This is a genomic window from Kitasatospora sp. NPDC002543 (assembly GCF_053594915.1).
Genome location: NZ_JBSFWR010000002.1, coordinates 50,167 through 72,276, shown reverse-complemented (window position 1 = coordinate 72,276; position 22,110 = coordinate 50,167). Strand labels below are relative to the sequence as shown.

Annotated in this window: 18 protein-coding genes; 5 read left to right on the top strand and 13 right to left on the bottom strand. The window is 71.8% G+C overall.

Going from position 1 to position 22,110, the window contains the following annotated elements; all coding sequences use genetic code 11:
• Positions 1 to 5: 5 nt before the first annotated feature.
• The 3 genes from ACWD4P_RS01390 to ACWD4P_RS01380 form a co-directional block, all read right to left on the bottom strand.
• Positions 6 to 728: an ABC transporter permease gene (locus tag ACWD4P_RS01390; RefSeq protein ID WP_449778184.1), complete on the bottom strand. Its 723-nt coding sequence runs from the start codon at positions 726 to 728 to the stop codon at positions 6 to 8.
• Entirely contained in the window at positions 725 to 1,699 is a 975-nt protein-coding gene (locus ACWD4P_RS01385; RefSeq protein WP_449778183.1) for an ABC transporter ATP-binding protein, read from the bottom strand. Before ACWD4P_RS01385 ends, ACWD4P_RS01390 begins: the two co-directional genes overlap by 4 nt.
• 196 nt (positions 1,700 to 1,895) lie before the next feature.
• Positions 1,896 to 4,097, bottom strand: a complete 2,202-nt coding sequence (locus tag ACWD4P_RS01380; protein WP_449778182.1) for a prolyl oligopeptidase family serine peptidase — start codon at positions 4,095 to 4,097, stop codon at positions 1,896 to 1,898.
• A gap of 315 nt (positions 4,098 to 4,412) precedes the next feature.
• Between ACWD4P_RS01380 and ACWD4P_RS01375 the strand changes: the two genes are divergently transcribed.
• The 5 genes from ACWD4P_RS01375 to ACWD4P_RS01355 all read left to right on the top strand — a co-directional run bounded on the left by ACWD4P_RS01375 (position 4,413) and on the right by ACWD4P_RS01355 (position 10,583).
• Entirely contained in the window at positions 4,413 to 4,607 is a 195-nt protein-coding gene (locus ACWD4P_RS01375; RefSeq protein ID WP_049658010.1) for a DUF2304 family protein, read from the top strand.
• A gap of 57 nt (positions 4,608 to 4,664) precedes the next feature.
• Complete coding sequence (gene mshB, locus ACWD4P_RS01370) at positions 4,665 to 5,573, top strand: N-acetyl-1-D-myo-inositol-2-amino-2-deoxy-alpha-D-glucopyranoside deacetylase (RefSeq protein WP_449778181.1); 909 nt, start codon at positions 4,665 to 4,667, stop codon at positions 5,571 to 5,573.
• A complete protein-coding gene (locus tag ACWD4P_RS01365) occupies positions 5,570 to 6,028 on the top strand; it encodes a DUF6113 family protein (RefSeq protein WP_359822948.1) in 459 nt (152 codons plus the stop codon). The genes mshB and ACWD4P_RS01365 overlap by 4 nt, the downstream gene beginning before the upstream one ends.
• Before the next feature lie 244 nt (positions 6,029 to 6,272).
• Positions 6,273 to 8,729: a hypothetical protein gene (locus tag ACWD4P_RS01360; protein WP_449778180.1), complete on the top strand. Its 2,457-nt coding sequence runs from the start codon at positions 6,273 to 6,275 to the stop codon at positions 8,727 to 8,729.
• Between the two features lie 138 nt (positions 8,730 to 8,867).
• Positions 8,868 to 10,583 carry an ABC transporter family substrate-binding protein gene (locus ACWD4P_RS01355; protein WP_449778179.1) on the top strand — a complete coding sequence of 572 codons (1,716 nt, stop codon included), beginning with the start codon at positions 8,868 to 8,870 and terminating at the stop codon, positions 10,581 to 10,583.
• 58 nt (positions 10,584 to 10,641) lie between these two features.
• Here ACWD4P_RS01355 and ACWD4P_RS01350 read toward each other — a convergent pair whose 3' ends face one another.
• The 10 genes from ACWD4P_RS01350 to ACWD4P_RS01305 all read right to left on the bottom strand — a co-directional run bounded on the left by ACWD4P_RS01350 (position 10,642) and on the right by ACWD4P_RS01305 (position 21,990).
• On the bottom strand, positions 10,642 to 11,691 hold the full coding sequence (locus ACWD4P_RS01350) for an ABC transporter ATP-binding protein (RefSeq protein WP_449778178.1): 1,050 nt from the start codon (positions 11,689 to 11,691) through the stop codon (positions 10,642 to 10,644).
• Positions 11,692 to 11,846: 155 nt separating this feature from the next.
• Complete coding sequence (locus tag ACWD4P_RS01345) at positions 11,847 to 13,079, bottom strand: ABC transporter ATP-binding protein (protein ID WP_449778177.1); 1,233 nt, start codon at positions 13,077 to 13,079, stop codon at positions 11,847 to 11,849.
• On the bottom strand, positions 13,069 to 14,121 hold the full coding sequence (locus ACWD4P_RS01340; protein ID WP_359823937.1) for an ABC transporter ATP-binding protein: 1,053 nt from the start codon (positions 14,119 to 14,121) through the stop codon (positions 13,069 to 13,071). Before ACWD4P_RS01340 ends, ACWD4P_RS01345 begins: the two co-directional genes overlap by 11 nt.
• 16 nt (positions 14,122 to 14,137) lie before the next feature.
• A complete protein-coding gene (locus ACWD4P_RS01335) occupies positions 14,138 to 15,052 on the bottom strand; it encodes an ABC transporter permease (protein WP_359823949.1) in 915 nt (304 codons plus the stop codon).
• A 76-nt stretch (positions 15,053 to 15,128) separates the two neighbouring features.
• Positions 15,129 to 16,055 carry an ABC transporter permease gene (locus ACWD4P_RS01330; protein ID WP_359823934.1) on the bottom strand — a complete coding sequence of 309 codons (927 nt, stop codon included), beginning with the start codon at positions 16,053 to 16,055 and terminating at the stop codon, positions 15,129 to 15,131.
• Positions 16,056 to 16,181: 126 nt separating this feature from the next.
• The gene (locus tag ACWD4P_RS01325) at positions 16,182 to 17,807 is read right to left on the bottom strand and encodes a peptide ABC transporter substrate-binding protein (protein ID WP_359823932.1); all 1,626 of its coding nucleotides are present in this window, start codon (positions 17,805 to 17,807) and stop codon (positions 16,182 to 16,184) included.
• Between the two features lie 241 nt (positions 17,808 to 18,048).
• On the bottom strand, positions 18,049 to 19,065 hold the full coding sequence (locus ACWD4P_RS01320; protein WP_359823929.1) for an ABC transporter ATP-binding protein: 1,017 nt from the start codon (positions 19,063 to 19,065) through the stop codon (positions 18,049 to 18,051).
• Entirely contained in the window at positions 19,058 to 20,107 is a 1,050-nt protein-coding gene (locus ACWD4P_RS01315; protein ID WP_449778176.1) for an ABC transporter ATP-binding protein, read from the bottom strand. The genes ACWD4P_RS01320 and ACWD4P_RS01315 overlap by 8 nt, the downstream gene beginning before the upstream one ends.
• Positions 20,108 to 20,126: 19 nt before the next feature.
• Positions 20,127 to 21,071 carry an ABC transporter permease gene (locus ACWD4P_RS01310; protein ID WP_359823923.1) on the bottom strand — a complete coding sequence of 315 codons (945 nt, stop codon included), beginning with the start codon at positions 21,069 to 21,071 and terminating at the stop codon, positions 20,127 to 20,129.
• Positions 21,064 to 21,990: an ABC transporter permease gene (locus ACWD4P_RS01305; RefSeq protein WP_359823921.1), complete on the bottom strand. Its 927-nt coding sequence runs from the start codon at positions 21,988 to 21,990 to the stop codon at positions 21,064 to 21,066. Before ACWD4P_RS01305 ends, ACWD4P_RS01310 begins: the two co-directional genes overlap by 8 nt.
• Positions 21,991 to 22,110: the final 120 nt, after the last annotated feature.

The window sequence follows — 22,110 nt, the reverse complement described above, 5'->3', positions numbered from 1 at the left end:
GGTCATCATGCCTGGCGGGTGTCGCGGCGGTACAGCGCCGCCGCGGCGGCGGCGAACACCACCAGGAAGCCGGCCAGCCCGGCGACCGCGACGACGTCCAGGGAGTGCCCGGGCCGGGTGAAGGTCGCCAGCTGGTTGTACAGGTACACCGGGTTGAACCGGGCGAACTTCTCCAACGAGCCGCTCACCGGGAACCAGGTGCCGCCGAGCAGGGCCATCGCCATGTAGGTGATCATCACGATCGGCTGCACCGCGTCCGGTGCCGCCGCGTACCCGAGCGCCACCCCGAGCGCGGCGAACACGAAGCTGCCCAGCCAGAGCGCGGCCGTCAGCCCGGCCCACTGCGCCGCCGTGAGCGAGACGCCCTGGCTCGCGCCGACCGCGAAGACCACCAGGATCGCCGGCAGGGTGGTGACCGCAGTCGCCGCGATCTTGCCGAGGGTGTACGCCCGGCCGGGCAGCGCGGTCAGCCGCAGCTGGCGCACCCAGCCGCTCTTGCGCTCCAGCGAGATCCGCTGCGCGCTGCCGGTCAGCACCGCGCCGACCGCGCCGAAGGTGGCCATCGAGACCATGAAGTAGGTCTTCACCGGCAGTCCGCCGGCGAGCCGGGCGGAGCCGTAGGCGTTGATGAAGAAGAAGTACATCAGCGCCGGGTAGGCGATGGTGAAGAGCAGGTAGCGCCGGTTGCGCAGGGTCCGCAGGATCTCCAGCCGGATCAGGGTGGTCATCGCACGCTCTCCTTCTCGGCGGCCGCGTCGTCGGCGCCCTCGCTGCCGCCCTCGCGGTCGAACTCCCCGGTGATGGTCAGGAAGGCCTGCTCCAGGCCCACGCCGGCGACCTCCAGCCCGCGCGGGTAGAGGCCCGCCCGGTAGATCCCGGCCACGCTGGCGTCGGCGTCCGCGGTCCGGATCCGCACCGTGCGCACCCCCGGGACCCGCGCGGTGACGTCCAGCGCCTGCACCCCGGGCAGGGTGCGCAGTACGGACTCCTCGAACCCGCCGTCCGCGTCGTGGAGTTCGAAGGCGATCCGGCGGGCGCCGGCCCGTGCCTTGATCTCCGCCGAGCTGCCGTCGGCGATCAGCCGCCCGCGGTAGAGCACCAGCACGCGGTCGGCGATCGAGTCGGCCTCCTCCAGGTAGTGGGTGGCGAACAGCACCGTGCGCCCGGCGTCGGCCTGGGCGCGCATGCTCGCCCAGAACGACTGCCGCACGCTGACGTCCATGCCGGTGGTGGGCTCGTCCAGCACGATCAGGTCGTTGTCGCCGGCGATGGCCAGGGCGAAGCGGACCCGCTGCTCCTGGCCGCCGGACAGCTTGTCGACCCGCCGTTCCGCCAGCTCGGCGATCCCGGCGTCGGTCAGCACCTCCGTGGCCGACCGGCCGCGCGGGTGCACGTCGCAGGCGAGCTGCACCAGCTCGCGCACCTTGACGTCCGTCATCAGTCCGCCGCTCTGCAGCATCGCGCCGACCCGGCCGGCCGCGATCGCCGCCCGCGGGGTGCCGCCGAACAGGGTCACGCTGCCCCGGTCGGGCTCGCGCAGGCCGAGCAGCAGGTCCAGGCTGGTGGACTTCCCGGCGCCGTTCGGCCCGAGCAGGGCGACGGTCTCGCCCGGCCGCAGCACGAGGTCCAGTCCGTCCACGGCGCGCACCCGCCCGTAGCTCTTGCCGACGCCGCGGAAGGCGGCCACCTCGGTACTCATCGCCGCTGTCCTCTTCCCTGGTGGTGTCACGCCCGTGGTGTCACGGCCGGGTGCTGTTCGCACCACCTCAGAGTCCCGCGCGGGCGGGTGGGGGCGGCAGTGTCCGCCGTCGTGCCTTCGGCATGACGGATGTCATGCCGGCGGCCGGTACCCCCGTCAGGGGCACCGGCCGCCGTAGGTGCCGGTCAGGCGGGTGTCACAGGCCCAGCGAGCGCTTCACGAAGTCGACCTGGAGCAGCAGCAGGTTCTCCGCGACCTCCTCCTGCGGGGTCATGTGGGTGACGCCGGACAGCGGCAGCACGGTGTGCGGGCGGCCGGCGGCGAGCAGCGCCGAGGACAGCCGCAGGGTGTGCGCGGCCACCACGTTGTCGTCCGCCAGCCCGTGGATGATCATCAGCGGGCGCTCCAGCCCGGCCGCGTACCCGCTCAGCGAGTTGGCGGCGTACACCTCGGGCCGCTCGGCCGGGTCGCCCAGGTAGCGCTCGGTGTAGTGGGTGTCGTACAGCTCCCAGTCGGTGACCGGCGCCCCGGCCACCGCCGCGTGGAAGACGTCCGGGCGGCGCAGCACGGCGAGTGCCGCGAGGTAGCCGCCGTACGACCAGCCGCGGATGGCGACCCGGTCGAGGTCCAGCGGGAACTCCCCGGCGAGCGCCCGCAGCGCCTCCACCTGGTCGTCCAGGGTGGCCCCGGCGAAGTCGAAGGCGATCGACTTCTCCCAGGCCGGGCCGCGCCCTGGGGTGCCGCGCCCGTCGGCGACGACCACCGCGAAGCCCTGGTCGGCGAACCACTGCGAGTTGAGGTGCGGGTTGTGCGCCTGGAGCACGCGCTGGCCGTGCGGGCCGCCGTACGGGTCCATCAGGACGGGCAGCAGGCCGTCCCGCTCGCGGTCGTAGCCGGTGGGCAGGAAGACGGCGGCCGGGATGCGGCGCTCGCCGGCGAAGCGGAAGACCGGGCGGGCGGTGATGACCGGGGCCTCGGCGTACGAGGCGATGGTGGCGACGTCGTCGACCGCCAGGCCCTCGGGCAGGTCCCGGGCGACCTGCACCAGGGTGCCGGGCAGGTCGGGCTCGGCGGTGGCCCGGACGGTGACCCCGCCGCCGTGCACCGCGCTGGTGACGGAGGTGAACGGGCGCCCGTTGGCGGACTCCCAGGCCAGCCGGGTGCCGTCGTGGCTGATCCGGCCGACGCCGATCCAGCCCGGCTCGGGGTCGGTCTCCTCGGCGCCGCCGGCGGCGCTGAAGAACACCTCCTGCTCGGTGACGGCGACGACCGAGCGGACGTGCAGGTCGGCCCCGGTCACGGCGCGGTCGCCGATCACCAGCGCCCGCACCCCGCCCTCCCGTCGCCCGCCGCCACCCTTCTGAGGCGCTTCGCGCACCTCCTCGATGTCGGAGATCCGGACCAGCTTGCCGTCCGGGGTCCAGGCCGGTACGCCGCCGAACAGCTCCAGCCAGACGCTGTCCTTCTCCTCGTGCAGCACCTCGGTGGCGCCGGTGTTGACGTCCAGGCCGAGGATCCGCTGGCCGCGCTGGTCGCGGGTCTGGACCAGGAGCAGCGGCACGCCGCCCTTCGACCAGTGCACCCGGCCGAGGTACGGGTGGGTCTCGCGGTCCCAGACCACCTCGGTGCGCCCGCCGTGCAGGTCGAGCAGCCAGAGCCCGACCTCGGCGTTGGCGCCGCCGGCCGCCGGGTAGGCGACCTCGGCGGGCTCGCGGTCCGGGTTCGCCGGGTCGGCGATCCACCAGCGGCGCACCGGGCTGTCGTCGGCGCGCTCGACCAGCAGCCGGTCGCCCGCCGGGGACCACCAGAAGCCGCGGTCGCGGTCCATCTCCTCCTGGGCGATGAACTCGGCCTGGCCCCAGGTGACGTTCGGGCCGTCCGGCTCGGCGAGCACCCGGTCGCCGCTGCCGTCGGTGCGGGTCAGCCGGAGCTCGCCGACGGTGTTGGCGTACGCGACGTAGGTGCCGTCGGGGGACGGGCGCGGGTCCAGCAGCGGCCCCTCGGCGGGCAGTTCGGCGGTGGCGCCGGTGGCCAGGTCAGCGGTGAACAGCCGACCGGAGAGGGCGAAGACCGCCAGCCCGCCGGCCGCGTCCAGGGCGTAGCCGACGATGCCGGCCGAGCCCTCGCGGCTGCGCTCGCGGCGGGCCTTCTCGGCCGGCGAGAGGTCCTCCTCGCCGCCGCCGAGCAGCACGGCCGGGTCGGCGGCGATCCGCTCCTCGCCGGTGGCGGTGTCGAGGGTCCAGAGCAGGTTGGCCCGGTCGTGCCCGGATCGCGAGCGGAGGAAGACGACCCGCGAGCCGTCCGGCGCGACGGAGAAGGAGCGGGGCGCACCGACGGTGTAGCGCAGGGTCCGCGCGTACTGCCGGGGGAAGGTGTCGGCAGAGGTGTGGGAGGTCATGGCACCAGACCCTATGACGCCGGACCAGTGACGCCGGGCGCACGCTGATCACTCGTTCGGAGCATCGTCACCAAGTACGCCCCAAAGGGGTCCAAACCGCCTCCGACCGGCCCATGCGCCCCTCGGATGCCACGATGCCCCGGCGTGCGTGGACTCACCGAGGGTAATGACACCCTTACCCATCGGGTATGACTTGTCGCGCGAGTGGCCGCCCGGCGCCGTCCCGGACCCGCGGTCCCCCGCAGCCCCCAGTCCCGCACCGTCCCTCGCCGCCCTCCCCGGAGGCGGCGTGCCCGAGAAGGGGTGTGAGCCGACATGGCCATGAACATCTCCGCCGCCGTGCTGATGCTGGTCATCGTGGTGATCCTGATCCGCCGGTCCGGCCTGAAGCTGGCGCACGCGATCGTCTGCGCGCTGCTCGGCTTCTACCTGGCCTCCAGCTCGATCGCCCCGTCGATCAGCCAGGTCACCAGCAACCTCGCCGGAATGATCAACGGCCTGAGGCTCTGACGGCCGCCCGGAGGAGCGGACGACGGGAGTCCGGCGGCAGGCCCTAGGCTTCCTCCCATGACCGCGACTACCGGCCGCCGCCTCCTCCTGGTGCACGCGCACCCCGACGACGAGTCGATCGGCAACGGCGCCACCATGGCCCGGTACGCCGCCGAGGGCGCCCGGGTCACGCTGGTGACCTGCACCCTCGGCGAGGGCGGCGAGGTGATCCCCCCGGAGCTGGCCCACCTGACGGCCGATCGGGAGGACACCCTCGGCGCGTACCGGATCGGCGAGCTGACCGGGGCGATGGGCGCCCTCGGCGTGACCGACTTCCGCTTCCTCGGCGGTCCGGGGCGCTACCGCGACTCCGGGATGATGGGCGTGCCCGAGAACGACGCGCCCGGCTGCTTCTGGCGGGCGGACGTCGACGAGGCGGCCGGACACCTGGTCGCGGTGATCCGCGAGACGCGCCCCCAGGTGCTGGTCACCTACGACCCGGACGGCGGCTACGGGCACCCGGACCACATCCAGGCCCACCGGGTCGCGATGCGCGCGTACGAGCTGGCCGCCGACCCGGCGCACCGGCCGGAGCTGGGCCCGGCCTGGCGGATCGCCAAGGTGTACTGGAACCGGATGCCCCGCCCGGTGATCGAGGCCGGGCTCGCCGAGGCCGCCGTCAAGGCGTCCTTCCCGGGCGTCGCCCGGCCCGCCGACGTCCCCGGCGTGGTCGACGAGGGGGTGGTCACCACCGTGCTGGACGGCGCCGCGCACGCGGGTCGCAAGGCCGCCGCGATGGCCGCCCACGCCACCCAGATCACCGTGGACGGCGACTTCTTCGCGCTCTCCAACGGCCTGGCCCAGCCGCTGTTCGCCACCGAGTACTACCAGTTGGTGCGCGGCCAGGCCGGGCCGGGCGAGCCGGAGGACGACCTGTTCGCCGGCCTCCTGCCCGCCGACGCGCACGCCGAGGAGGGCACCCGATGAGCAAGCCCGCCCCCGGGCCGGCCCGCCGCCCGGTCGCCGCCGTCCTCCTCGGCACCCGCGAGGAGCGGCTGGCCGAGTCCCAGCCCCCGCGCCCGGCCCGGATCGCGGCCTACGTGCTGTTCTTCCTGCTGGGCGCCGTGGTGTCGGTCTGCGGATCCTTTGTGCAGGCCCTGTGGCCGCCGGTGGGGGTCCTGCTGGCGCTCGCCGCGACGGCCGCCACCTTCTACGGCGGCCTGCGGGTCACCGGCACCCGGCTCGGCGCGGCCGCGCCGGCGGCCGGCTGGTTCCTGGCGATGCTGCTGCTGATCGTGCCCCGGCCCGAGGGCGACAACGTGCTGTGGTCCAACGCCACCTCGCTGGCCTGGCTGTTCGCCGGTTCGGTGCTGGGCGTGATCTGCGCCACCCTGCCCACCCGCGGCAGCTGGTTCCCCGGGGTGCCCGGCCCCCCGCGCTGACTCGGGTCGTGCGCGGCGTACCGTACCGCGTACGACGAGCAGTCAGGAGCGCGCGGCCTTACTCTCATACCGGAGGAACCGGACGTATCAGGATCTGTCCGAAGCCGTTCGCCGCTCAGTTCTTCCCAGTATGGTGGTCCCGCAGAACGCCGTACCCGACCGCCGCCCGCCCCAGCCAAGGCCCGGCGACCACGAACCGCGGTCGCGCCGCACGGCCCGCCCGCGAACCCGGAGCAGAGCAGCATTGAGCAGCCGCGAATCTGACAACGCCCACCCGACGCCCCGGCGTACGGGCCCGGACGCCTACCCGTCGGGCACCCCGCCCTACGGCACACCGGGGCCCGGCGTCGACCGGGCCGCGGCCGGCACCGGACCGGGCACCGCGTCGGGCGGCGAGGACGACGGTCCGAAGACCGAGACCACCCTGACCACCCGGGTCCGGATCAACATCCCCGGCTCGCGTCCGATCCCGCCGGTCGTCGTCCGCAGCACCGTCAAGAACGAGGACGGCCCGGGCGAGGACGCCCAGGCCGCCGTCGCCGACCCGGGCAGCCCGCGGCACCGCTCCGCGCCGGCCTCGCCCGTCCTCGGCGTGATGGACGACGGCGGCCACCAGGTCTCCCCGCCGAACCTGCCGCCGGAGTGGCAGATCCCGCCGATCCCGCCGGCCACCTCCGAGTCGGAGTCCACCGGCGCCTGGTTCCGGCCGCGCCAGAAGAAGGCCCCCGCCGCGGAGCCCGCCCCGGCCGCCGTGCCGGTCGGCGCCGCGGGCGTGGCGGAGTCCCCGGCCGCGCCCCGCACCGCCGCCGAGCCGCACCCTCAGGGCGCCCTCCCGGCCGCGGGCCAGGCCGCCCGCGCCAACGGCGCCCCGAACGGCCGCCCGGTGCCCGCCCAGGGCACGCGGCCGAACCCGGCCGCGCCCGCCGCGCCGTTCCGTGCCGAGGCCCCGGTGGAGGAGCCCGGCGTGTACGAGGCCGCCGACCCGTTCGCGCCGACCGCCGACCCGTTCGGCACCTCCGTGCCCGAGGCCGGTGCGCAGGGCCTGCCGCAGCGCGACCGCGGCAGGCAGAACGGGCAGCAGCAGAACGGCGGGCAGCGCAAGGGCCGCGAGGGCGGCCCGCAGCAGCCCGGCCCGCGGAACGGCTTCCAGCCCAACGGCCACGCGGCGCCCGCGGCGCACCCCCAGGCCGGCCCGGCCGCCGAACCGAACCCCGAGGACACCTCGGTCGACGGCTTCGCGCCGATCCGCGACACCGCACCGCCATCCGCCGCGATACCCGGCCTGCCCCGCAACGGCGCCCACAACGGTGTCCCCCAGGACACCCAGCACGCCGGCGGCCGTCCGCAGCCCGGCCTGTTCGCCTCGGCCCCGACCGGCACCGACCCGTTCGCCACCCAGCGCCCGACCGCCCCCGGTCAGGACGCCCTCGCCGCCCCGGCGGGCCCCGGCGCGCTCTTCCCGGGCGCCCCCGGGACCTCCCCGCAGCCCGGCGGCGACCCGGAGGCCACCGCGGTCACCCCGCTGCCCGCCCCGGCCCCCGGCCCCCGGCCCGAGGGCGCCCAGGGCACCCGGACCGCCAACGGCGGCAAGGGCGGCAAGAACCCCAAGAACCCCAAGAACGCCAAGGGCGACAAGGCCGCGGCGCCCGCCCCGGCTCCGGCCCCCGCTCCCGCTCCGGCCCCCGCCCCGGTGAAGGCCGAACCCGCCGCCCCCGCCAAGGGCAAGGGCAACTCCAAGTCCAAGGGCGGAGCCGGCAAGAAGCTCGTCAAGCTGGGCGTCTACGGCATCGGCGCGGTGTTCTTCCTCGGCGCGGCCGCCTACGGCACCGGCCTGATGCTCAACCAGTCCGACGTCCCCAAGGGCACCGTGGTGCTCGGCGCCGAGATCGGCGGCAGCAGCCGCGACCAGGCGATCCACCAGCTGGACGAGTCGGTCGGCAAGGCCGGCCGGCAGCCGCTGAAGCTGAAGATCGGCGACCAGGCCGTGGACCTCGACCCCACGGTCGCCGGCCTGAGCTTCGACACCACGGCCACCGTGGACGGCCTGGCCCAGCACAGCTACAACCCGGTCGACGTCTTCAAGTCGCTCAAGGGCGGCACCAAGACCGTCGCCCCCGAGGTCAGGATCGACAAGGCCAAGCTCAAGGCCGCCCTCGACACCCTCGCCGCCGGCTCCGGCCAGGGCCTCCAGGAGGGCTACGTCAAGTTCGGCGACGTCAACGGCGAGCCGCTCGTCGTGCCCGGCCGGGCCGGTCAGGCGGTGGACTCGGGGAGTGCCCTGGACGTGATCGAGCAGGCCTACCGCGACCGCGCGGACGGCAAGCCCGAGCAGCCGATCGCCCTCGCCGTCACGGCCGCCCAGCCGAAGATCTCCACCCAGGCCCTCCAGGCCGCCGCCGACAGCCTCGGCAAGCAGGTGGCCGCCGGCAAGGTGCACGTCGTGGCCGGCGCCAAGACGTGGGACTTCGGCCCGAAGACCGCCGCCAAGGCGCTCACCCTCGTCCCGGACGCATCCGGCAAGATCGTGCCCAAGTGGGACCTGGACGCGCTCAACGCCCAGCTGGGCACCGCGTTCGACAAGGTGAAGGTCAAGAAGAACGGCCAGCTCGCCGCGATCACCCCGCAGGACGTCGCGGACGGCATCACCTCGGTGTTCGACAAGACCGGCGACAAGGACCGCACCTTCAAGTTCGCCCTCTGACCCGGACGCCTCCGCGTCCGACGAACCGTGCCCACGGGGGGCGGGCCCGCATCCGGGCCCGCCCCTCGACAACGCCCCGCCCGGTCAGCAAGATGTGACGCCACACCATCCGCCACATCCACCCCGGGGAGCACGCCGATGCGCCGCCGCCTCCAGCACCACGGGACGGCCCTGCTCGCCGGTCTCACCGCCCTCACGCTCTCGCTGGCACTGTGCTCCTGCACCTCCGGCCAGGGCGGCGCCGCCGACGCCCTGCCGTCCGGCCCCGCCGCGCTCAAGCTGACCTCGATCGACATCAACCCCCACGACCGCGGCCGGCTGCGCCAGGGCGGCACCCTGAACCTGGCCATCGCCCAGTTCTCCCGCCAGTGGTCGCCGATCCACACCGACGGCAGCGAGTCCTCGACCGTCATGGTCAGCAAGCCGCTGCTGCCGACCTTCTTCCGCTCGGACGCGGCCGGCACCCAGACCCCCAACCCCGCCTTCCTCCAGGAGGCGCACGCCGAGTTCAGGGACGGCCGGCAGGTCGTCACCTGGACGCTCAACCCGAAGGCCCACTGGTCCGACGGCACCCCGATCACCTGGCGCGACATCGAGGCCAACTGGCGTGCCCTGAACGGGAAGGACCCGGCCTACAAATCCTCCAGCAGCACCGGCTTCGAGCTGGTCTCCGCGGTCGAGCGCGGCAAGGACGACTACCAGGCCGTGATGACCTTCGACCGCCCGTTCTCCGAGTGGCAGTCGATGTTCAACAGCGCCGGCAACGCCCCGCTGCTGCCCGCGAGCCGGATCGCCACCCCGGAGCTGTTCAACACCGCCTACCTGGACGGGTTCCCGGTCACCGCGGGCCCGTTCAGGGTCGAGCAGCTGGACCGCGCCGCCCAGACCGTCACCCTGGTCGCCGACCCGTCCTGGTGGGGCGACAAGCCCCTGCTGGACCGGATCGTCTTCCACGCGATGCTGCCCGACGCGATGCCCGCCGCCTTCGCCAAGGGGCAGATCGACCTCGTCAACGTCGGCCCCGACGTGGCCGGTTACCAGGTCGTCAAGAACGTCAAGGGCGCCGCGGTGCGCCGGGCCGGCGGCCCGGACTTCCGCCAGCTCACCCTGAACGCCCGCACCCCCGCGCTCGGCGACGCGACCGTCCGCCAGGCCGTCTTCCAGGCGATCAACCGGGACGTGGTGATCCGCGCCGACCTCAACGGCCTGGACTGGCCCGCCGTCCCGCTCAACAACCACCTGCTGGTGACCAACCAGAACGGCTACCGCGACAACTCCCTCGGCCTGGCCCGCTACGACCCCGCCGAGGCCGCCCGCAAACTGGACTCGGCCGGCTGGAAGCTGGACGGCGACGTACGGAGGAAGGACGGCCGCGAGCTGGAGCTGCGGATGGTCGTCCCGGCCGGGGTCACCCCGGCCCAGAGCGAGGCCGCCAACGCCACGAAGATGCTCAAGGACGTCGGCATCAAGGTCACCACGGTGACCGCCCCCGCCAACGAGTTCTTCGACAAGTACGTCAACCGCAACGACTTCGACATCGCCGCCTACTCGCTGATCGGCACGCCCTTCCCGGCCAGCGGCAACCGCGCCAACTTCGTCCAGAGCGGCGGCACCAACCACGTCGGCGCGGGCAGTCCGGCGGTGGACGCCGCGCTCGACCGGGCCGCCGCCGCGGCCGACGCGGGCACCGCCTCCGAGGCGATCAACCAGGCCGACGGCGAGCTCTGGAAGGTGGCGGGCGTCCTGCCGCTCTACCAGCGCCCGCAGCTGTACGGGGCCCGCGCCGACCTCGCCAACATCGGCGCGCAGGGGCTGTCCGACATCGTCTGGGAGAACGTCGGCTTCGCGAAGTAGCGGGCGCGGGCGGGTGGCGCGCGGCCGGTCGGCGCGCCGTCCCGGTTCCCGGGCGGGCTCAGCCGTGCAGCGTCTCGCGCCAGTAGTGGCAGGCGCTGCGCCGGCCGGCCAGCTCCGTCCCGTACTCGCTGGCCACCGGGGACAGCGCCGGGGACTCGGTGCGGCAGCGGTCCTGCGCCCGGTCGCAGCGGGGGCTGAAGGCACAGCCCTCCGGGAGGCTCAGCAGGCTCGGCGGCAGGCCCTTGATGGCGTGCAGGTTCTGGCCCTTCTGGTCGAGCCGGGGGATGGAGTCCAGCAGGCCGCGGGTGTACGGGTGCGCGGGCCGGGCGTACAACTCCCGTACGGGGGCGGTCTCGACGATCCGGCCCGCGTACATCACGGCGATCTTGTCCGCGACGTCGGCGACCACGCCGAGGTCGTGGGTGATCAGGATCAGCCCCATGTTGTACTCGGCCTGCAGCTCCGCGAGCAGGTCCATCACCTGCGCCTGCACCGTCACGTCCAGCGCGGTGGTGGGCTCGTCCGCGATGATCAGGTCCGGCTCCAGGGCCAACGCCATCGCGATCATGATCCGCTGCCGCATCCCGCCGGAGAACTGGTGCGGGTAGTCCCCGACGCGCTGCTTGGCGGCCGGGATGCGCACCCGCTCCATCAGCTCGACGGCCTTCGCCCGGGCCTCCTTGCGGGACACCCCCCGGTGTACCCGGAACATCTCCCCCAGCTGGTAGCCCACGCTGAGCACCGGGTTCAGCGCCGACAGCGCGTCCTGGAAGATCATCGCGATGTGCCCGCCCCGGATGGACCGCCGGGCGCCCGCGCCCATGGTCAGGAGGTCCTCGCCGCGGAACAGGATCCGCCCCGAGGTGATCCGCCCCGGCGGCATGTCCAGGATCCCCATGACGGCCTGCGCCGTCACCGACTTGCCCGAACCGGACTCCCCCAGCACCGCCAGCGTCTCCCCCGCCGCGACCGAGTAGCTCACCCCGTTCACGGCCCTGGCCACACCGTCCCGGGTGTGAAACTCCACGTGCAGGTCGTCGACCTCCAGCAGCGGCGTCCCGGGCTCCACGATCCCCCGACCGCCGTCGATCAGCTCCACCGCGTCCATCCGGGCAGCCCTCCTCCGCACCGCGGCACCCGCCGCTGGGCGCAGAGCAACTATCAAGGACCGAGCGGGACTTGGCGAGCCCGCGGCAGATCTCTTTTCCGTCACGGGAGAGGGCGCGCCCCCACCTGCGGGGACGCGCCCTGGTACTGGGCCCCTCAGCCCCCGCCGGGCCCCACCCCACCCGGCCCGGCCCCGCCCGAACCGTCCTCGCGCCCGGCCGCACCCGGCCCGGGCTCGCGCTCCGCCGCACCCGACCCCGTCTCGCGCTCCGCCGCGCTCTGCCCGATCTCGCGCTCCGCCGCACTCTGCCCGATCTCGCGCTCCGCCGCGAAGTGACAAGCCGAGTCGTGCCGCGCCGCCCCGTCCAGCCAGGACGGCGCGGCCAGCAGGGGCTCCTCGACCTCGCACCGCTGCTGCGCCTTCCAGCAGCGGGTGCGGAAGCGGCAGCCGGAGGGCGGGTTGGCCGGCGAGGGCACGTCGCCGGTGAGCACGATCCGGTCCCGGCTCTCCCGCGCCGTCGGGTCCGGCACCGGCACCGCGGAGAGCAGCGCCTGGGTGTACGGGTGGGTGGCGTGGTCGTAGATCTCCGCGTCCGAGCCGATCTCGACCATCTTCCCCAGGTACATCACCCCGACCCGGTCCGAGATGTGCCGGACGATCGACAGGTCGTGCGCGATGAACATGTACGACAGGTTGAACTCGCCCTGGAGCTGCTCCAGCAGGTTGATCACCTGCGCCTGCACCGAGACGTCCAGCGCGGAGACCGGCTCGTCGCAGATGATGATCTCCGGCTTGAGCGCCAGTCCCCGTGCGATGCCGATGCGCTGGCGCTGCCCGCCGGAGAACTGGTGCGGATAGCGGTTGATGTACTCGGGGTTCAGCCCGACCACGTCGAGCAGGTCCTGGACGGCCTTGCGGCGGTCCCCCTTGGGTGCCACCTCGGGGTGGATCTGGAACGGCTCGCCGATGATGTCGCCGACCGTCATCCGCGGGTTGAGCGAGGTGTACGGGTCCTGGAAGACCATCTGGATGTTCCGCCGGACGGCCCGCAGCCCCGCCCCGGAGAGCCGGGAGATCTCCTCCCCCTTGTAGCGGACCGATCCCGAGGTGGCCGGCTCCAGGTTCATCAGCACCTTGGCCAGCGTGGACTTCCCGCAGCCGGACTCGCCGACGACGCCGAGCGTCTCGCCCTGCATCAGGTCGAAGGTGACCCCGTCGACCGCCTTCACCGCGCCGACCTGCCGTTTGAGGAGGATGCCCTTGGTGAGCGGGAAGTGCTTGACCAGGTCCCGGACTTCGAGGATCGGCTCGCCGCGCGACACCTCCTGGGCGAAGGCGACCTCCTCCGGCAGCGCCACGCCCAGCGCACTGGCCCCGTTAGCGGTCATGGAGGGTCTCCTTCCAGAAGAAGCAGGCGCTGCCGCGCCCCTCCAGCGGCGTCCCGTCCTCCTCGGTGACCGGGAACAGCTCCGGCACCTCGGTCCGGCAGACGTCCTGGGCGCGCGGGCAACGCGGGTTGAAGGCGCAGCCCCTGGGGATGCGCAGCAGGTTGGGCGGCAGCCCCTTGATGGCGTAGAGCTCCTGGCCCTTCTGGTCGAGCCGGGGGATGGAGTCCAGCAGGCCCCGGGTGTACGGGTGCGCGGGCCGGGCGTACAGCCCGTGCACGGGGGCGGTCTCGACGATCCGGCCCGCGTACATCACGGCGATCTTGTCCGCGACGTCGGCGACCACGCCGAGGTCGTGGGTGATCAGGATCAGCCCCATGTTGTACTCGGCCTGCAGCTCCGCGAGCAGGTCCATCACCTGCGCCTGCACCGTCACGTCCAGCGCGGTGGTGGGCTCGTCCGCGATGATCAGGTCCGGCTCCAGCGCCAACGCCATCGCGATCATGATCCGCTGCCGCATCCCGCCGGAGAACTGGTGCGGGTAGTCGTTCACCCGCTCCTTGGCGGCCGGGATGCGCACCCGCTCCATCAGCTCGACGGCCTTCGCCCGGGCCTCCTTGCGGGACACCCCCCGGTGCGCCCGGAACATCTCCCCCAGCTGGTAGCCCACGCTGAGCACCGGGTTCAGCGCCGACAGCGCGTCCTGGAAGATCATCGCGATCTTCTGGCCGCGGATCTTGCGCCGCTCCTCCTTGCTCATCCTGAGCATGTCCTGGCCCCGGTAGAGGATCTGGCCGCGCGGGATCCGGGCCGGCGGCATGTCCAGGATCCCCATGACGGCCTGCGCCGTCACCGACTTGCCCGAACCGGACTCCCCCAACACCGCCAGCGTCTCCCCCGCCGCGACCGAGTAGCTCACCCCGTTCACGGCCCTGGCCACACCGTCCCGGGTGACGAACTCGACGTGCAGGTCCCGGACGTCGAGCAGCGGTCCCTGGTACGGTGCCTCCCGCTCGCGCCCGGTGGTGTCCACCGCTGTACTCACGATGCGCTCCCCTCGCTCAGCGAAGCTTCGGATCGAGGGCGTCGCGCACCGCGTCGCCCAGCATGATGAAGGCCAGCACGGTGATCGAGAGCGCCGCGGCCGGGAAGAACAGCACGTACGGCGCCGTCCGGATCACCTTCTGGGCGGAGGAGATGTCGATGCCCCAGGAGATGGTCGGGTCCTGCAGGCCGATGCCGAGGAAGCTCAGCGTCGCCTCGGTGGCGATGTAGCCGCCGAGCGCGATCGTCGCCACCACGATCACCGGGGCGATCGCGTTCGGCAGGATGTGCCGGAACATCAGCCGGCCCGTCCCGGCGCCCAGCGCCCGGCCCGCCACCACGTAGTCGGACTGTTTGACGGTCAGCACCGCGCCGCGCATCACGCGGGCGATCTGGGTCCAGCCGAGCACGCCCAGCGCGACGACCACGCTCCACACCGTGCGGGTGGCGAAGGCGTTCAGCAGCACCAGCGCGCCCAGCAGCAGCGGGATGCCGAAGAAGATGTCGGTGATCCGGGAGAGCACCGCGTCGATCCAGCCGCCGAAGTAGCCGGCCACCATGCCGGTCAGCCCGCCGAGGAGGGTGACGGCGGCGGTGGTGAAGATGCCGACGGTGATCGAGGCCCTGGCCCCGTACACCACCCGGGCGAAGATGGACCGGCCCTGCGCGTCGTAGCCGAACCAGCCGGCTCCGAAGACGTCGCCCCAGTTCGGCCGCCTGAGGTAGTCGTTCACCAGGTCGGCCTTGCGCGGGTCCGCGTCGGTGAACGCGTAGGGGAAGACCGCCATGACCACCAGCAGCAGGATCAGCACCGCCGAGATCAGGAAGATCGGCCGTCGGCGCAGGTCCCGCCAGGCGTCGCCCCACAGGCTGCGGGCTTCCTCCCGCTTCTCCACGTCGGGTTCGACTAAAGTCTCCTGCTCGACCGCCATGCCCTGTTCGCCGGCGTAGTCGAGGTGCGAGACCCCCGGCTTGGGGTGCGGCTCGTAGGAGTTCTCGTCGTGGATGTCAGGCATAGCGGATCCTCGGGTCCAGGACCGCGTAGAGCAGGTCGACGAGCAGGCTGGCGACCAGGTAGACGATCACCAGGACGGTCACGATGCCGACCACGGTGGGGCCCTCCTTCTGGTTGATCGCCCGGTACAGGACGTTGCCGATGCCCTGCACGTTGAAGATGCCCTCGGTGACGATCGCCCCGCCCATCAGCGCGCCGAGGTCGGTACCGAGGAAGGTGACCACCGGGATCAGCGAGTTGCGCAGCAGGTGCCGGGAGATGACGGTGCGCCGCGGCAGGCCCTTGGCCACCGCGGTGCGCATGTAGTCGGCCCGCAGGTTCTCGCCGATCGACGTCCGGGTGAGCCGGGCGACGTACGCGAGCGAGAGCGAGCCCAGCACGACGGCCGGCAGCACCAGCTGGGTCAGGTCGTAGCTGTCCTGCACCGTCGGGGTGACCCAGCCCAGGTTGGTGGCGAACACCGTCTGCGCGATGTAGGCCAGCACGAAGACCGGGATCGAGATCACCACCAGGGTCAGGACCAGCACCAAGGTGTCCGCGACGCTGCCGCGCCGCAGGCCCGAGAGCACGCCGAGGGCGAGGCCCGCGATCATCTCGAAGACGAAGGCCATCAGGGCGAGCCGGATGGTCACCGGGAAGGCGTCCGCCATGATGTCGGTGACCGGCCGCCCGGTGAAGCTGGTGCCGAAGTCCCCCTGGAAGAGGTTCCCCATGTAGTGCAGGTACTGCTTCCAGAGCGGCTGGTCCAGGTAGTAGGTGTGCTTGATGCTGGCGACCACGGCCGGGTCGGCGGCCTTCTCGCCGAACAGCGCCGAGACCGGGTCGCCCGGCAGCGTGTAGACCATCAGGAAGATCAGCAGCGTGGCGCCGAAGAACACCGGGATCATCTGCAGCACCCGCCGCAGCACGTAACTGCCCATCCGAGCCTCCTTCCTAGGTGTCCGACCGGATGTCCGACGGGGTGTCCGGCCACCCGGTCCGGTCGGCCGAGAGACCGCGCCCCGCCCTCCGCGCGGGGAGGGCGGGGCCGGCGCACGGACGGGGGCTCAGCCCTTGACCTCGACCTGGGTCCAGGCCGGGTTGCCGAAGGAGTCGAACTTCACGTTCTGCACCTTGGTCGAGTAGCCCGAGTTGGTGCGGTAGTACCAGAGCGGGACGGCGGGCATCCCGCTCGGCAGCACCGCCTCGGCCTGCTGGTAGCCGGTCACCGTGTCGGCGACGCTGCCGGCCTCGTCCGCCTTGGTGGCCGCCTCGTCGAACTGGGGGCTGCTGTAGCCGAAGTCGTTGGACGCGGCGCCGGTGCGGTACACGTCGGCCAGGAAGTTGGCGTTCAGCGGGTAGTCCTGCACCCAGCCGGTGCGGAAGGCGCCGTTGAGCGTGTGCCCGGTGATCGCGGCCCGCGCGGTCTTGAAGTCGGGCTTCGGGTCGCCCAGGCAGTCGACCCCGGTGTTCTGCCGGATCGAGTTGCAGACCGCGTCGACCCACTCCTTGTGGCCGCCGTCCGCGTTGTAGGTGATCAGCAGCTTGTTGCCGGGGACGCCGCCGCCCTCCTGGATCAGCTGCTTGGCCTTGGCCGGGTCGAACTTGCAGAAGTCGCCGCAGGTGCCGTCCTTGTAGCCCTCGACGCCCTCGGCCACCCAGGCGGTGGCGGGCTTGCGGGAGCCCTGCAGCACCGTCTTGGTGATGGTGTCGCGGTCGATCGCCATCGACAGGCCCTGGCGCACCTTCGCCTTGTCGGGCGAGGACCAGTCGGCCTGGTAGAGCGTGAAGCCGATGTTCTGGATGGCGCCCTGCGGCGCGTCCACGGCGCGGTCGCCGAGGTCGCCCTTGTACGTGGCCAGCGCGGACGGCGGCACCTGGTCCATCACGTCCAGGTTGTTGGACTGGAGGTCGGCGTAGGCGGCCTCGGACGTGGTGTACATCTTGAAGACGATGCCGCCGTTCTTCGGCTTGTCCACGCCCTGGTAGTCCGGGAAGGTCTTGGTCACCACGCTGTTGTTGTGCGACCAACTGACGAACTGGTACGGGCCGTTGCCCACCGGCTTCTGACCGTACCCGGCCGGGTCCTTGTAGAAGCCCTCGGGCAGCGGGGAGAAGGCGATGTAGCCGAGCTTGTACTCGAAGTACGAGACCTTGTGGCTCAGCTTCACGGTGAAGTGCAGGTCGTCGGTGACGGTCAGCCCGGACATCTTCTCCGAGGTGGGCTGGCCGGAGGCCGGGTGGACGTCCTGGTAGCCCTCGATGTCGGAGAACCAGGAGCTGTTGATCTGGTTGTTGGCGGGGTTGGCGCCCCAGTTCCAGGCGTCGACGAAGTTCTGGGCGTGCACCGGGGTGCCGTCGTGGAACTTCCAGCCGTCCTTCAGCGTGACGTCGAAGGTCTGCGAGTCGCTGGTGTCGATCTTGTCGGCCACCTGCATCCGGATCTTGGCGTTGGCGGGGTCGTAGTCGACCAGCCCCTTGAAGAGGTTCTGGATGATGCGACCGCCGCCGACCTCGTTCGCGTTGGCCGGCTGCAACGGGTTCTGCGGCTCGTTGCTCTGGTAGCTGAAGGACTTGCCGGCGTCCGACGAGCCGCTGCCTCCTCCGCTGTCGTTACTGCTGCACCCGCTGGCCACCAGGGCCACGGACGTCGCAGCGGCGAGGACCCAACGAGCGCGGGCGGCTACGGGCATGGAGGTCCCTCCTCAGTGTGTGTGTCGCATCACACCCCATGAGAAGCGCGCCCCGGCGACGGCGCGCGTCGGGTGCACCCGGACGGGTGCGGTGACCGCCCGCCCAGTTGACGCGGCGCCGGACCGGCCGTCACGCCGGAAGGGCCGGAACGCCGGAAGGGCCGGAACGCCGGAAGGGCCGGAACGCCGGAAGGGCCCGCGGCGCGAACGCCGCGGGCCCTTCCTGGGAACCACCGGTGGATCAGGCCGCGGCCTGCTCCCGGACCTCGGGGAAGTGGCAGGCCGACTCGTGTGCGGCCGGGCCCTTCAGCAGCGAGGGGACCGCGAGCAGCGGCACCTCCTCGGAGCACCGCTCCTCCGCCTTCCAGCAGCGGGTGCGGAAGCGGCAGCCGGACGGCGGGTTGGCCGGCGAGGGGATGTCCCCGCTGAGGATGATCCGCTCGCGGGACTCGCGCGCCGTCGGGTCCGGCACCGGCACCGCGGAGAGCAGCGCCTGGGTGTACGGGTGGGTGGCGTTCTCGTAGATCTCCTCGTCCGAGCCGATCTCGACCATCTTGCCCAGGTACATCACGCCGACGCGGTCGGAGATGTGCCGGACGATGGAGAGGTCGTGCGCGATGAACATGTAGGAGAGGCCGAACTCGCCCTGCAGCTGCTCCAGCAGGTTGATCACCTGCGCCTGGACGGACACGTCCAGCGCGGAGACCGGCTCGTCGCAGATGATGATCTCGGGCTTGAGCGCGAGGCCGCGGGCGATGCCGATGCGCTGGCGCTGGCCGCCGGAGAACTGGTGCGGGTACCGGTTGATGTACTCCGGGTTCAGACCCACGACGTCCAGCAGGTCCTGGACGGCCTTGCGGCGGTCGCCCTTCGGCGCCACCTCGGGGTGGATCTCGAACGGCTCACCGATGATGTCGCCGACCGTCATGCGCGGGTTGAGCGAGGTGTAGGGGTCCTGGAACACCATCTGGATGTTCCGGCGGACGGCCTTCAGCGCCGCGCCCTGCAGGGTGGAGATGTCCTCGCCCTTGAACAGCACCTGGCCGGAGGTGGCCCGCTCCAGGTTCATCAGCACCTTGGCCAGCGTGGACTTGCCACAGCCGGACTCGCCGACGATGCCGAGCGTCTCGCCCTTCTTCAGGTCGAACGAGATGCCGTCGACCGCCTTGACCGCGCCGACCTGCTTCTTGAAGAGGATGCCCTGGCTCAGCGGGTAGTGCTTGACCAGGTCCTTGACCTCCAGGATGTTCTCAGCCATGGAGGGTCTCCTTCCAGAGGTGGCACGCGCTGCGGCGGCCGGTGAGCTCCTTGCCGTCCTTGTCCGTCACGTGGTGCAGCGCCGGGATCTCGGTGCGGCACAGGTCGGTGGCGACGTCGCAGCGGGGGTTGAACGCGCAGCCGGTCGGAACCTTCAGCAGGTTCGGGGGCAGGCCCTTGATCGCGTACAGCTCCTGGCCCTTCTGGTCCAGGCGCGGGATGGAGCGGAGCAGGCCCTTGGTGTACGGGTGCGCGGGGTTCGCGTACAGGTCGTGCACCGGGGCGGTCTCGACGATCCGGCCCGCGTACATCACGGCGATCTTGTCCGCGACGTCGGCGACCACGCCGAGGTCGTGGGTGATCAGGATCAGGCCCATGTTGTACTCGGCCTGCAGCTCCGCGAGCAGGTCCATCACCTGGGCCTGGACGGTCACGTCCAGGGCGGTGGTGGGCTCGTCGGCGATGATCAGGTCGGGCTGGAGCGACAGCGCCATGGCGATCATGATGCGCTGGCGCATACCGCCGGAGAACTGGTGCGGGTAGTCGTTCACCCGCTGCCGGGCGGCGGGGATGCGCACCCGGTCCATCAGCTCGATGGCCTTCTCCTTCGCCTCCTTCTTGGAGGCGCCCTGGTGCACGCGGAACATCTCGCCGAGCTGGTAGCCGACGCTGAGCACCGGGTTCAGGGCGGAGAGCGCGTCCTGGAAGATCATCGCGATCTTCTGGCCCCGGATCTTGCGCCGCTCCTCGTTGCTCATCGTGAGCATGTCCTGGCCGCGGTACAGGATCTGGCCCTGGGTCACCTTGCCCGGGGGCATGTCCAGGATGCCCATGATGGTCTGCGCCGTCACGGACTTGCCGGAGCCGGACTCGCCGAGGACGGCGAGCGTCTCGCCGGCCGCGACGGAGTAGTTGACCCCGTTGACGGCCTTGGCGACGCCGTCCCGGGTGTGGAACTCGACGTGGAGGTCCTTCACCTCGAGGAGAGGCGTGCCCACTTCGAGCCGCTCGTTCTTCTGGTTGTTCTCGATCACGGTGGTCATCGGGTCGTCACCTCTTCTCTCAGCGGAGCTTCGGGTCGAGGGCGTCGCGCACCGCGTCGCCGAGCATGATGAACGCCAGCACGGTAAGGCTCAGCATTCCGGCGGGGAAGAACAGGGCGAACGGCGCCGTCCGGATCACCTTCTGGGCCGAGCTGATGTCGATGCCCCAGGAGATGGTCGGGTCCTGCAGACCGATGCCGAGGAAGCTCAGCGTCGCCTCGGCGGCGATGTAGCCGCCGAGCGCGATGGTGGCGACGACGATCACCGGGGCGACCGCGTTCGGCAGGATGTGCTTGAACATGATCCGGCCGGTGCCGGCGCCGAGCGCCTTGGCGGCCGTCACGAAGTCGGCCTGCTTGACCGTGATCACCGAACCGCGCATGACACGGGTCATCTGGGTCCAGCCCAGGGCGACCAGCGCGAAGACCACGCTCCAGACGGTGCGCGAGGTGAAGGCGTTGAGGACCACCAGCGAGCCGAGCAGCAGCGGGATGCCGAAGAAGATGTCGGTGACCCGGGAGATGATCGTGTCGACCCAGCCGCCGAAGTAGCCGGCCAGCATGCCGGTGAGGCCGCCGATGATGGTCACGCCGGCGGTGACGCAGATCCCGACGATGATCGAGGCGCGGGCGCCGTAGACGACGCGGGCGTAGATGCTGCGGCCCTGGAGGTCGTAGCCGAACCAGTCCGCCTGGAAGAAGTGGCTGTAGTTCGGCTTCGTCAGGTAGTGGTTGCGCAGGTCGCCGGCCCGCGGGTCCACCGAGGTGAACAGCCCGGGGGCGATCGCGATGACGACCAGCAGCAGGATCAGCAGCGCGGAGATCACGAAGATCGGCTTGCGGCGCAGGTCGTGCCAGGCGTCGGAACCGAGGCTGCGGGGCTTCTCGGGCTTGGCGACCGCGGTGGCGGCGCCGCCCTGGGCCGGGATCTCCCCGGCGGTCTTCTTCTCGGTCAGGTCAGGCATAACGGATCCTCGGGTCCAGGACCGCGTAAAGCAGGTCGACGATCAGGCCGGCGGCCAGGTAGACGATCACGAGGAAGGCCACGAAGCCGGAGACCGTCGCGCCCTCCTTCATGTTGATCGCTTGGTAGAGCGCGTGGCCCACACCCTGGACGTTGAAGATGCCCTCGGTGACGATGGCGCCGCCCATCAGGGCGCCGAGGTCGGTGCCGAGGAAGGTGACCACCGGGATCATCGAGTTGCGGAGCAGGTGGGTGCCGATCACCTTGCGCCGCGGCAGGCCCTTGGCCACCGCGGTGCGGACGTAGTCGGCCTTGATGTTCTCGGCTATGGAGGTGCGGGTGAGGCGCGCGACGTAGGCCAGCGAGAGCGAGCCGAGCACGACGGCCGGCAGCACCATCTGGGTGATGTCGTTGCTGTCCTGGACGGTCGGGGTGACCCACTTCAGGTTCTGCCCGAAGACCGTCTGGACGATGAAGCCCAGCACCGGGACCGGGATCGAGATCAGCAGCAGGGTGAGGACCAGGGCGCCCTTGTCGAACAGCTTGCCGCGGCGCAGACCGGCGTACAGACCGATGCCGATGCCCAGCACGATCTCGATGGCGAACGCGAACAGTGCCAGCTGGACCGTGACCGGCAGCGCCTCGGTGATCTTGTCGAGCACCGGGCGTCCGTCCAGACCGGTGCCGAAGTCACCGGTGAACAGCCTCCCCATGTAGTCGAGGTACTGCTGGACCAGCGGCTTGTCGAAGCCTTGCTGGTGCTTCAGCGCGGCGAGCTGCACCGGGTCCGGCGCCTTGTCGCCCCACAGCGCTGCCAGCGGGTCACCGGGCAGCAAGTGCACCATGAAAAAGATGAGTGCGGTCGTTCCGAGGAACACCGGGATCATCTGGAGCAGTCGCCTCGCGACAAAGCGCCCCATCGTGCCTCCATGTATGACTCTGCCGGGCCCGTCAACCCGGCAAGAGATAAGTCGGCGTGCCAACGGCCGGTGCCAGTCCTCGCCCTTGTGGGGATGGACGGGCACCGGCCGTTGTCACCG